Genomic DNA, 12,286 nt, shown 5'->3' with positions numbered 1-12,286 from the left:
TGAAGATTTGCGCGATGCGCTGAATGGCTGCTTGGTACTGACACTGCGTGATGATATTTCAGTTCATGCGGTGTTGAACGTCACTCAACAATTGCGAGGTGCTCTCCAGCAACTGCTCAAGAAGCGCGTCATCCTCATCCATATAGCCTTCGTATTCGGCGAGATTCCGCCGCTCATGGCACAGCGCAAACAATCGCACCTGAACCTTACTGCTTTGCGTGGTATGGATCAGACACTGGAATACCAGATAGCGCTTGTCCGATCGATAGCCACTCAAGCGAAGAGCTGTCAGCGCCAGCGCGTGAGCGGCGTTGTAGGCCAAATCGAACCGGCTGGAAAACGAGAGTGTGCAGGTGTGCGCATCCTTGAGCCTATTCAGAGCCGAGCGCATCAGCCCCTCACACTCTTTGCGGTCAGGTGGCTCCGCTTTCAGTACACCGCTACGTAGAAGATTCTCCAGACTCTCGTTGCTGCCCATCCTTGGACTCCAAAGGGTTTGCCCCTGACAGATCGATTTTTTCCTGCTGCATCACCCGCATGACAAAACTGTTCTGTGCCGCCAGCTTCCTGGCCCAGTCTTGCGGGGTGTATAGCGTCGGGTTGATGGGACGCCTCAATTGCTCCTCCAACGGCATGAGTCGCTCCATCAACTCACTGTAGTGCAGGCCTTCGCCAATCAGCATGAGATCTATGTCACTGAGTGTGTTCGCCGAGTTTTTGGCAATGGAGCCATACACGAACGCCCACGTGATCTGTTCGGCAAACGGCTCTAATGCCTGACGAAGAGGCTCGGCAAAACCGAATGTCTTACGCGTGATGCCCAGAAGCTCCGCGTAGATAGGACAGGCGGGGTTGGCCTGGTAATGGGTCTGGTTACCCACTCGTGTCATGCTGAGGATCCCGGCTCGTTGCAATCGATCGAGTTCACGCATCAGCCCGCCTTTGCCAACCTGCGCCCAGCGCACAATTTCGTTGGCGTAGAACGTCTGGTCAGGCTTGCCGAACAACAATCCCAATACTTTTTGCTGGGTGGCGGTGAACAGGGCTTCGCTTAAAGAAAGGTTTTCCACTGGCGCAAACCGAAGAGTCCCAAAAAAGGAACGATAGGTCCCTTTTAGGGACTTATCAACTCAACCGTAATCGCAGCTACTGCAATTAACATCGGAAACTGACAATCCTGACAGCCAGCCGTCACCCTGCCGACCGCCTGACCGGTTTATAACTGGCCAATCTGCCCAAACTCCAGACTTCGGCGCCGCGCATGTCCATTCAGAAAAATAAAATCCTGCTCGCCTCTCTCCTGATTTTGCTGGCAGCCGCCGGCCTGTGGTTTGTGCTCAAACCGGCACCGGCCAAACTGGCCAGCCCGACCGCCATTCCTGTGCGCGTGGTGACGGTCAGCGCCAAAGACGTGCCGCGTTATACCAGCGGCATCGGCTCGGTGCTCTCGCTCCACAGTGTGGTGGTGCGTGCGCAGATCGACGGGATCCTGACGAAAATTCTGGTAAAGGAAGGTCAACTGGTCAAAGCAGGCGACCTGCTCGCCACCATCGACGACCGCTCGATCCGCGCCAGCCTTGATCAGGCCCGGGCGCAGTTGGGCGAGAGCCAGGCGCAGTTGCAGGTCGCGCTGGTCAATCTCAAGCGCTACAAATTGCTCAGCGTCGACGACGGCGTGTCGAAGCAGACCTTCGACCAGCAGCAAGCGCTGGTCAATCAGCTCAAAGCCACGGCGCAAGGCAATCGGGCCTCGATCGATGCGGCGCAGGTGCAACTGTCCTACACGCAGATTCGCTCCCCAGTCACCGGGCGCGTCGGTATTCGTACGGTCGATGAAGGCAACTTCCTGCGCATGACCGACACTCAAGGCCTGTTCACCGTTACCCAGATCGATCCGATCGCTGTCGAGTTCTCCCTGCCGCAGCAAATGCTGCCGACCCTGCAGAGCCTGATCAGCGATCCGCAACGCGCACCGGTCAAGGCCTATATCGGCGCCGACACCGATGGCGAAACCGGCAATCTGCTCGGCGAAGGTCATCTGACCCTGATCGACAATCAGATCAACGCCAACACCGGCACCATCCGCGCCAAGGCCGAGTTCGCCAATGCCAGCCAGAAGCTCTGGCCGGGTTTGCTAGTGACGGTAAAAATTCAGACGGCTGTGGATAAAGATGCGCTGGTCGTTCCGCCCACCGTCGTACAACGTGGCCTTGAACAACACTTCGTTTACCGCGTGAAGGACGACAAGGTCGAGGCGGTGCCGGTGCAGATGGTGTATCAGGGCAGCGGCCAGGACATCATCAAAGGCGTCAACGCCGGTGACGTGCTGGTGACCGACGGCCAGTCGCGGCTCAAGCCGGGGTCGAGCGTGCAAGTCATGAGTGAGCCGCCGCAAGTGGTGCAGGCGGAGCCGAAGCCATGAATTCGCACAAAGGCATCTCGACCTGGTGCATCGATCACCCGGTGGCGACGATCCTGTTGACGATCGCGCTGGTGCTGGTCGGGGCGATTGCCTTCCCGCGCTTGCCGATTGCTCCACTGCCAGAAGCGGAATTTCCTACGATTCAAGTCTCGGCGCAGTTGCCCGGCGCCAGCCCGGACACCATGGCGTCTTCGGTGGCGACGCCGCTGGAGGTGCAATTCAGTGCCATCCCCGGCATGACCCAGATGACCTCGAGCAGTGCGCTGGGCTCAACCCTGCTGACCCTGCAATTCACCCTCGACAAAAGCATCGACACCGCCGCCCAGGAAGTCCAGGCGGCGATCAACACCGCCGCCGGCAAGCTGCCCAAGGATATGCCGACGCTGCCGACGTGGAAGAAGGTCAACCCGGCCGACAGCCCGGTGCTGATCCTCAGTGTCAGCTCCACACAGATGCCCGGCACCGAACTCAGCGACCTGGTGGAAACCCTGCTCGCCCGGCAGATCAGTCAGATCGACGGCGTCGGCCAGATCAACATCACCGGTCAGCAACGTCCGGCGATTCGCGTGCAGGCGTCGGCGGACAAACTCGCGGCGATTGGCCTGACGCTGGCCGACATCAGGCTGGCGATCCAGCAGACCAGTCTGAACCTCGCCAAAGGTGCGCTGTACGGCGAATCGAGTATCTCGACGCTGTCGACCAACGACCAGTTGTTCCACCCCGAGGACTACAGCCAGCTCATCGTTTCCTACAAGGATGGCGCACCGGTTCACCTGCGCGATGTCGCCAGAGTCGTCAACGGTGCGGAAGATGCCTACGTGCAGGCGTGGGCGGGTGATCGTCCGGGGGTGAATCTGGTGATCTCGCGCCAGCCCGGCGCCAACATTGTCGAGACCGTCGACCGCATCCAAGCCGCCCTCCCCGGTCTCGAAGCCATGCTGCCGGCCTCGGTGCAGGTGAAAACCCTGATCGACCGCACGCAGACCATTCGCGCTTCGCTGCATGAGGTTGAGATCACCTTGCTGATCGCGATCCTGCTGGTGGTCGCAGTCATGGCGCTGTTCCTGCGGCAGTTGTCGGCGACCCTGATTGTTTCGGCGGTGCTCGGCGTCTCGCTGATCGCCAGTTTCGCCCTGATGTACGTGCTCGGTTTCAGCCTGAACAACCTGACGCTGGTGGCGATCGTCGTCGCGGTCGGCTTCGTGGTCGACGATGCGATTGTCGTGGTGGAGAACATTCACCGCCATCTCGAGGCCGGCGATGACATGCGCGAGGCGGCGATCAAGGGTGCCGGCGAGATTGGCTTCACCGTCGTTTCGATCAGTTTCTCGCTGGTAGCGGCGTTCATCCCGCTGCTGTTCATGGGCGGTGTGGTCGGGCGGCTGTTCAAGGAATTCGCCCTGACCGCGACGTCCACCATCATGATTTCCGTGGTGGTGTCGCTGACGCTGGCGCCAACCCTCGCCGCGCTGTTTATGCGTAAACCGGTACATCACGCGAACGCCAAACCCGGTTTCAGTGAGCGCCTGCTCGGCTGGTACGAAAAGGGTCTGCGCCGCGCCCTCGACCATCAGAAACTGATGATTGGTGTGTTCGGTCTCTCGCTGGCGTTGGCGGTTGCCGGCTACATTTTCATTCCCAAGGGGTTCTTTCCGGTGCAGGACACCGGTTTCGTCCTCGGCACCACTGAAGCCGCTGCGGACATTTCCTACGGCGAGATGGTGAAAAAACACTTGGCCATGGCGGAAATCGTCGCGGCCGATCCGGCGGTGCAGGCGTTTTCCCATTCGGTGGGTGTTTCCGGCAGCAACCAGACCATCGCCAACGGGCGCTTCTGGATCGCCTTGAAAAAACGCGGCGATCGCGACGTCAGCGCCAGCCAGTTCATCGACCGCATCCGTCCGCAACTGATGAAAGTCCCCGGCATCGTTCTGTATTTGCGCGCAGGGCAGGACATCAACCTCAGCTCCGGCCCGAGCCGTGCGCAGTATCAATACGTGCTGAAGAGCAATGACGGCGCGACCCTCGCCACCTGGACGCAGCGCCTGACCGAGAAACTGCGCAGCAACCCGGCGTTCCGCGACATTTCCAATGATCTGCAACTGGGCGGCAGCATCACTCACATCAGCATCGACCGTAGCGCAGCGGCGCGTTTTGGCCTGACTGCCAGCGATGTCGACGAGGCGCTGTACGATGCGTTCGGCCAACGGCAGATCAATGAATTCCAGACTCAGGTCAACCAGTACAACGTGATTCTCGAGCTGGACACCAGGCAACGCGGCAAGGCCGAAAGCCTCAACTATTTCTACCTGCGTTCGCCGCTCAGCGGAGAAATGGTGCCGCTCTCGGCGCTGGCCCGGTTTGACGCGCCGACCATCGGCCCGCTGTCGATTGCCCACGACGGCATGTTCCCCGCCGCCAACCTGTCCTTCAACCTCGCCCCGGGCGTGGCGCTGGGCGATGCGGTGATTCTGCTCAATCAGGCCAAGGCCGAGATCGGCATGCCCACCGCGATCAGCGGCAATTTCCAGGGCGCGGCGCAGGCGTTCCAGAGTTCGCTGGCCAGTCAGCCGTGGCTGATTCTGGCGGCGCTGGTGGCGGTGTACATCATTCTCGGCGTGCTTTATGAAAGCTTCGTGCATCCGCTGACGATCATCTCGACGTTGCCAGCGGCAGGCCTCGGCGCGGTGATCATGCTGTGGATCTGTGGTCAGGACTTTTCGATCATGGCGTTGATCGGGCTGGTGCTGCTGATCGGTATCGTCAAGAAGAACGGCATCCTGATGATCGACTTTGCCCTCGAGGCGCAGCGCCAGCGCGGACTGGCGCCGCAAGAGGCGATTTTCGAGGCGTGCATCACCCGGTTCCGGCCGATCATCATGACCACCCTCGCCGCGCTGCTCGGCGCGTTGCCGCTGATGCTCGGCTACGGCACCGGCGCCGAACTGCGCCAGCCATTGGGCATTGCCGTGGTCGGCGGTTTGCTGGTCAGCCAGATGCTGACGCTGTTCACCACCCCGGTCATATACTTATGGCTCGAACGGCTGTTTCACCGGCACTCACACCCACCAGCCCCAACGCCCGCAACGGCATTGGCGACCACAGACTGAGGCGGTCATGCGCGTTCTGATTATCGAAGACGAAGAAAAAACCGCGGACTATCTGCACCGTGGCCTGACCGAACAGGGCTACACCGTGGACCTTGCCCGCGACGGCGTTGAAGGCCTGCATCTGGCGCTGGAATGCGACTACGCAGTGATCGTCCTCGACGTCATGTTGCCGGGGCTCGATGGCTTCGGCGTGCTGCGCGCGTTGCGTGCGCGCAAACAGACCCCGGTGATCATGCTCACCGCCCGCGAGCGCGTCGAAGACCGCATCAAGGGCCTGCGCGACGGTGCCGACGATTACCTCGGCAAGCCGTTTTCCTTCCTCGAGCTGGTCGCCCGCCTGCAAGCGTTGACCCGGCGCAGCGGCGGCCATGAGCCGGTGCAAGTAACCATCGCCGACCTGTGGATCGACCTGATCAGCCGCAAGGCCACCCGCGCCGGCACGCGCCTGGATCTGACCGCGAAAGAGTTTTCCCTGCTCAGCGTGCTCGCCCGTCGCCAGGGCGAAATCCTCTCGAAAACTGCGATCGCCGAGATGGTCTGGGACATCAATTTCGACAGTGATGCCAACGTCGTCGAAGTCGCGATCAAACGCCTGCGCGCCAAACTGGATGGCCCGTTCCACGAAAAACTGCTGCACACCATTCGCGGCATGGGTTATGTACTGGAGAGCCGTGGTGTCCAGTAACTCGATTGCCCTGCGTTTAAGCGGGATGTTCACGCTGGTGGCGCTCGTGGTGTTTCTGTTGATTGGTGGCGCACTGTATCAACAGGTCGACAAGGGCTTGGGGCTGTTGCCGGAAGCTGAGCTGGATGCGCGTTACAGCGTGCTCGAGTCGGCGCTCAATCGCTTCGGCACACCGGAACATTGGGTGAAGATCAACGCCAAGCTGAAGCTGCTCGGCGAAGAAGACAAGCGCATCCGGTTCTGGGTGGTCAGTGGTAATCCGGGTTACGAATATGGACAACCCGATGCCGCGATTCGGGCCTTCGCTCAGGGTCCGCTGGGCATGCATGACCTGCATCTGGCCGACCATCCCTACCCCCTGAAAGTGCTGCTGACCGAGTTGCCGGCCAAGGACCAGCGCCCGTCGCTGCGCTTCATGATCGGCATCGATACCGAAACCTTCCATGAGACGCAGCACAATCTGCTGATCGCACTGATCGGTCTGGCGATCGCCGGTGTGCTGATGGCTTCGGCGCTGGGCTATTGGGTGGCGCGCATCGGCCTCAAGCCGTTGATCAAACTGTCGCAGGAAGCTCAGCGCCTGGCACCACCACTACGCGCCGGGCGCTTGCGTCTATCGCCGTTGCCGCCGGAACTGGAGCAGTTCGTCGAGTCGTTCAATTCGACGCTGGAACGGGTGGAACTGGCCTATTCGCGGTTGGAGTCGTTCAACGCCGACGTCGCCCATGAACTGCGGTCACCGCTGACCAACCTGATCGGCCAGACCCAGGTCGCGCTGACCCGCGGGCGCTCGGCCGAACACTATTTCGAAGTGCTGCAATCGAACCTCGAAGAGCTGGAGCGACTGCGTTCGATCATCAACGATATGTTGTTCCTGGCCAGCGCCGATCAGGGCAACAAGGCAACCAAACTGACCTCGACGTCACTGGCTGATGAGGTGGCGACGACCCTGGATTATCTGGATTTCATTCTCGAGGACGCTCAGGTTGAAGTGCAGGTCAGCGGCGATGCGCAGGTCCAGATTGAGGTCGCGCATTTGCGCCGGGCGCTGATCAACTTGCTGAGCAACGCGGTGCAGCACACCGAACCGGGACAGGTGATCGAAGTGCGCATCGAGGTTCAAGAACATCAGGTGAGCATCGGCGTGGCCAATCCCGGGACGCCGATTGCCAGTGAGCATTTGCCGAGGTTGTTCGAGCGCTTTTATCGGGTCGATGCCTCGCGCAGCAACAGCGGCAATAACCACGGCTTGGGGCTGGCGATCGTCAAGGCGATCGCGCTGATGCACGGCGGGGATGTGTTTGTACGCAGTGACGGGGGCATGAACACCTTCGGCATTCACCTTCCGGTCTGAAAAGATCAAAAGATCGCAGCCTTCGGCAGCTCCTACAGGTGTACGACACGCCCTTGTAGGAGCTGCCGAAGGCTGCGATCTTTGCTTTTGCTGTAACAGTCATTTATGAAAATCACGCTGTTTCCCAACCCTCGGCAACCTTATCTTTGCCCGCACCAAACAGCACTTGCCAAGCAAGAAGGTTTTCCAGATGTCCAACAGTATGGGTATTGCCAGCGCGTTCGTTTTGTCCTCATTGATCCTGTCGCCGATGGCGATGGCTGAAGAATCGCAAACCTTCGTGGCGCAAAAAGTCGCGCGCGCGCAGGCATTCGATCAGCATCAGGCCGAAGTGATGGCCAAGGCTCAAGACGCGACGCAATCCCCGCAGGCCGCCAATTCCCAGACTCAAGTAATCGAGAAAGACAGCTGAGTCGCACCGCGAAAGGTTTCCCTCGACGCGGTTGTTTGGCTCTTCCCGTTCAACCGTCGTCCCTCCAGGCCGCTGCCGTTCAGCGGCCTTTTTTCGTTGTGGTCTGAAAGCCGTCTGGTGCGTCTGTAACAACAAGAAACATCAAGCTGCTCAAGAAACAGAGCGGCCCGCTGACCCAAGGAGCTCCACCGCACGTGTTTTTCCCTGCCCGCCTTACCCCGCTGTTCATTGCAATGGCCGCAACGATTGTTCCCACCGCCCACGCCGACGAGCCTGCTGAACAAGGCTTCGTCGAAGGTTCGAGTCTCAACCTGAACGCCCGCAACTACTACATGAATCGCAACCGCTTGCAGCAAGCGGACGACAACATCGAGTGGGGCCAGGGTTTTCTCGGGGTGTTCCAGTCCGGCTATACCGAGGGCACGGTTGGCTTCGGTTTTGATGCCCACGCCATGCTCGGCCTGAAACTCGACGGCGGTGGCGGTACCGACGGTTCGAGTATCCTGCCGATCAGCGATGGCAACGGCAAAGCGCCAGGCTCGTTCTCCACCGCAGGCGGAACGTTGAAGCTGCGTGCGTTCGATACCGAGTTGAAGGCCGGTGACCTGTTCCTCACCAACCCGGTGATTGCCGGCGGCGACACGCGGATGCTGCCGCAGACGTTTCGCGGTATCAGCCTCGCCAATCACAGTTTCGACGGCTGGCTGATCGAAGGTGGCCAGGCCAGTTTCACCAAGCCGTATAACCAGAGCGGTCACACGCGAATCGGTACGTCCTACGGCACCCTCGCCGATGGCGATGAGAGTCAGCACCTGACTTGGGCTGGTGTGGCCTGGAGCGGTGTCGAAGGTCTGACCAGTAGCCTCTATGCCTCTGAGCTGAAAGACATCTGGAACCAGTACTACTACGACCTCGACTACACCTGGCAACTGAACGATCTGGTCAGCCTCAACCCGGGCCTGCATTTCTATCACACGCAAGACACCGGTGATGCGCTGCTCGGCGACATAGACAACAACACCTGGAGCGCGCATCTGACCGTCGGCATCGGCAGCCACAGCGTTACCGCCGCGTACCAGCGGGTCAACGGCAACACACCGTTCGACTACATCAGCCAGGGCGACAGCGTTTACCTGGACAACTCCCAGCAATACTCGGATTTCAACGGGCCGAACGAACGCTCGTGGAAGCTCAAGTACGCTTACGACTTCACGGGTGTCGGCCTGCCAGGGCTGACTTCGGCGCTGTCCTATTCGCGCGGCACGGTCGACCTGACCAAAGCCGATCCGGACAACCCAGGCTATTCCAGCTGGTACAGCGCTGATGGCCGCAACGCCAAACACTGGGAGCGCGATATCGATTTGCAGTACATCGTGCAAAGCGGTCAGGCCAAGGACCTGGCGGTGCGCCTGCAATGGGCGACCAACCGTGGCGGCAATGGCTACGGCGCGATTGATTCGGATACAGATGAATACCGCGTGATCATCGACTACCCGATCAACGTCTTCTAAGATCGGCGCGGCGTTTTTCAGATCCTGTGATCTATCCTGTGGGAGCGAGCCTGCTCGCGAAAGCGGTGTGTCATTCAACGCAGATGTTGACTGACAATCAGCTTTCGCGAGCAGGCTCGCTCCCACAGGTTCGTCCGGCGTCAGCCCAACTAAGCTTATGAAACCACTCCAACCGGCTCCCCATTATGATCGCCAGCCGCACACCTCCCGTCACAGGCCAGACCGGTCGCCCCGAGCGCCTGCTGATCCTCGGCAGTCTGCTGACCGTGATTGCGATGGTGTGCATCGTCACCTTCCTGCTGATCCGCGAGTACGCCAGTGCGCAGGACGCCGCCACCCGCCGGGCGACCACCATCGCGCAACTGATCGACGCCGATGTGCTGCGCACCGTCGAGCTGTACGACCTGACGCTGCAAGGCCTGATCGCCGCCGCCCAGCGTGACGACTTGCAGCAGGTCTCGCCGCAGATCCGTCACCTGGCGCTGTTCGATCGCTCGGCCACCGCGCGCTTCAAAGGCGACATCCTGCTGCTGGACAAGCATGGCGAGGTCGTCGCCGACTCCTCACGTATCGAACCGAAACCGGGCAATTTCGCTGACCGGGATTATTTCCTCGCCCATGCGTTCAACCGCGAGATGGGCATGTTCATCAGCCGGCCGTTCAAGACCCGTTGCGATTGCGACGAGGCCGATCAGTGGCGCATCAGCTTCAGTCGACGCATCTCCTCGCAGACCGGTGAATTCCTCGGTGTGGCGGTGGCGTCGTTGAAACTCGACTACTTCGACGAACTGTTCAAAAGCCTCGACATTGGCACCGACAGCACGCTGAATATCATCAACAGCGACGGCGTGCTGCTCGCGCAGAAGCCGTACCTGCAAAGCGATTCGGTGGGCAAGAGCTTCGGCAATCGGCCCAACGTTGTGCGCATCCTCAATGATCGCGATGGCAGCGGCAGTTTCACCAGCACCTCGAGCATGGATAAACAACGCCGGCTCTATACCTACTCGCGGGTCGGCAATCTGCCGTTGACCGTAATGGTCGCGCTGTCCAGTGATGAGGTGTTCGGCACCTGGCGGCGCACGGCGATATTGATCAGTGGCGCCACCGGTGTGCTGTGCCTTGGCCTGTTGTGGCTGACCTGGCTGCTCGCCCGGGAACTGCGTTTGCGCCATCGCGCCGAACGCGAGCTGGCGCAACTGGCCGCCACCGATGACCTGACCGGCGTGGCCAACCGGCGCATGCTCGATCAGACCCTGCGTCATGAGTGGTTCCGCGCGCAACGCTCGGGCCAGCCGCTGTCGGTGATGATGATCGATGCCGACCACTTCAAGGCCTTCAACGACCGACATGGCCATCAGGCCGGCGATCAGGTCTTGCGTGAGCTGGCCAAGGTGATCACGGCAAATGTACGACGTCCGGCGGATCTGGTTGCGCGTTATGGCGGCGAAGAGTTTTCGGTGATTCTCGCCGAGACCGACAGCGCAGGGGCGCGGCAGATCGCCGAGCAGATCCGCTGCGCTGTGGAAAACCTGCCGTGGACCGAAGGCGCTGAGCGGGCGATGACCGTGAGTATCGGCATCGCCACATGGACGACAGCGAGCGAGATGACCCTGGAGCAGTTGTTGTTTGCCGCGGACAAGGCCTTGTATCAGGCCAAGGAAGGCGGACGCAATCGGGTGGTGGTATCGGTTTGAGAGGGCAGTGGCCCCACCGGCCCTATCGCGAGCAGGCTCACTCCTACAATTGGAATGCGTTCCCCCTGTAGGAGTGAGCCTGCTCGCGATAGGGCCATCCCAGGCAATACAAAAACCACAGGTATAAAAAAAGGCCATCCGAGGATGGCCTTCAAAAAACTAGAGAGGTTTTTTACTTACACAGCCGCTACAGGGCGCATGTAAGAGATCGGTGCGGTGCTGGCGTCTTCGAACGTCACCACTTCCCACGCATCTGTCTGCTCAATCAATTTGCGCAGCAGCTGGTTGTTCAGTGCATGACCGGACTTGAAGCCTTTGAACTCACCAATCAGGCTGTTGCCCAGCAGGTACAGGTCGCCAATCGCATCGAGGATCTTGTGCTTGACGAATTCGTCTTCATAACGAAGACCGTCTTCGTTCAACACGCCATCGGCGTCGACCACGATCGCGTTTTCCACGCTGCCGCCGAGTGCGAGGTTGTGCTTGCGCAGGTACTCGATGTCACTCATGAAACCAAAGGTACGGGCGCGACTGACTTCTTTTACGAACGAAGTGCTGGAAAAGTCCACGCTTGCACTTTGGGTGCGGTCCCGGAATACCGGGTGATCGAAATCGATCTCGAAGCTCACCTTGAAGCCTTCGAAAGGGACGAAAGTGGCGCGCTTGTCGCCGTCTTCCACTGTCACTTCACGCAGGATGCGGATGAATTTCTTGGCGGCGTCCTGTTCTTCCAGGCCTGCCGATTGAATCAGGAATACGAAGGGTCCAGCGCTGCCATCCATGATCGGGACTTCGGACGCGGAGAGCTCGACGTAGGCGTTATCGATGCCCAGGCCAGCCATGGCCGAGAGCAAGTGCTCTACCGTGTCCACTTTGACGTCGCCATTGATCAGCGTCGTCGACATAGTGGTTTCACCGACGTTTTCCGCGCGGGCAGGAATCTGCACCACAGGGTCGAGGTCAGCGCGACAAAACACAATGCCAGTGTCGACAGGCGCAGGCTTGAGGGTCAGGTAGACCTTCTCACCGGAGTGCAGGCCTACACCTGTGGCACGGATAATATTTTTCAGTGTGCGTTGTTTAATCATGGCTTGGGCC

At 60.0% G+C, this 12,286-nt stretch carries 10 protein-coding genes; 7 read left to right on the top strand and 3 right to left on the bottom strand.

Annotated elements, in window-relative coordinates; translation table 11 throughout:
• Positions 1-58 precede the first annotated feature (58 nt).
• Together AEQ63_RS18270 and AEQ63_RS18265 are read right to left on the bottom strand one after the other, a co-directional pair.
• Complete coding sequence (locus tag AEQ63_RS18270; RefSeq protein ID WP_064364309.1) at positions 59-478, bottom strand: hypothetical protein; 420 nt, start codon at positions 476-478, stop codon at positions 59-61.
• Complete coding sequence (locus AEQ63_RS18265; protein WP_064364308.1) at positions 441-1,070, bottom strand: nucleotidyltransferase domain-containing protein; 630 nt, start codon at positions 1,068-1,070, stop codon at positions 441-443. Before AEQ63_RS18265 ends, AEQ63_RS18270 begins: the two co-directional genes overlap by 38 nt.
• Positions 1,071-1,261: 191 nt before the next feature.
• Here AEQ63_RS18265 and AEQ63_RS18260 point away from each other — a divergent pair, with 191 nt between their 5' ends.
• The 7 genes from AEQ63_RS18260 to AEQ63_RS18230 all read left to right on the top strand — a co-directional run bounded on the left by AEQ63_RS18260 (position 1,262) and on the right by AEQ63_RS18230 (position 11,188).
• On the top strand, positions 1,262-2,422 hold the full coding sequence (locus AEQ63_RS18260; RefSeq protein WP_064364307.1) for an efflux RND transporter periplasmic adaptor subunit: 1,161 nt from the start codon (positions 1,262-1,264) through the stop codon (positions 2,420-2,422).
• Positions 2,419-5,532 (top strand): multidrug efflux RND transporter permease subunit, encoded by a 3,114-nt coding sequence (locus tag AEQ63_RS18255; protein ID WP_064364306.1) that lies wholly within the window; start codon positions 2,419-2,421, stop codon positions 5,530-5,532. The genes AEQ63_RS18260 and AEQ63_RS18255 overlap by 4 nt, the downstream gene beginning before the upstream one ends.
• Before the next feature lie 7 nt (positions 5,533-5,539).
• On the top strand, positions 5,540-6,217 hold the full coding sequence (locus AEQ63_RS18250) for a heavy metal response regulator transcription factor (RefSeq protein WP_042608367.1): 678 nt from the start codon (positions 5,540-5,542) through the stop codon (positions 6,215-6,217).
• Complete coding sequence (locus AEQ63_RS18245; protein ID WP_064364305.1) at positions 6,207-7,571, top strand: heavy metal sensor histidine kinase; 1,365 nt, start codon at positions 6,207-6,209, stop codon at positions 7,569-7,571. Before AEQ63_RS18250 ends, AEQ63_RS18245 begins: the two co-directional genes overlap by 11 nt.
• A 190-nt stretch (positions 7,572-7,761) precedes the next feature.
• Positions 7,762-7,983, top strand: a complete 222-nt coding sequence (locus AEQ63_RS18240) for a hypothetical protein (protein WP_064364304.1) — start codon at positions 7,762-7,764, stop codon at positions 7,981-7,983.
• A gap of 233 nt (positions 7,984-8,216) precedes the next feature.
• On the top strand, positions 8,217-9,494 hold the full coding sequence (locus AEQ63_RS18235; RefSeq protein WP_419198356.1) for an OprD family porin: 1,278 nt from the start codon (positions 8,217-8,219) through the stop codon (positions 9,492-9,494).
• Positions 9,495-9,679: 185 nt separating this feature from the next.
• Complete coding sequence (locus AEQ63_RS18230; protein ID WP_064364302.1) at positions 9,680-11,188, top strand: sensor domain-containing diguanylate cyclase; 1,509 nt, start codon at positions 9,680-9,682, stop codon at positions 11,186-11,188.
• Between the two features lie 176 nt (positions 11,189-11,364).
• On the opposite strand, the gene lpxC is transcribed toward AEQ63_RS18230, so the two are convergent.
• Positions 11,365-12,276, bottom strand: coding sequence for a UDP-3-O-acyl-N-acetylglucosamine deacetylase (lpxC, locus tag AEQ63_RS18225; protein WP_007916984.1), 912 nt, complete (start codon positions 12,274-12,276; stop codon positions 11,365-11,367).
• Between the last annotated feature and the right edge of the window lie 10 nt (positions 12,277-12,286).

The organism is Pseudomonas sp. RIT-PI-o, assembly GCF_001297215.1.
In the GTDB taxonomy this organism is placed as follows: Bacteria; Pseudomonadota; Gammaproteobacteria; order Pseudomonadales; family Pseudomonadaceae; genus Aquipseudomonas; species Aquipseudomonas moraviensis_A.
This window is presented reverse-complemented; position numbering and strand designations above follow the sequence as displayed.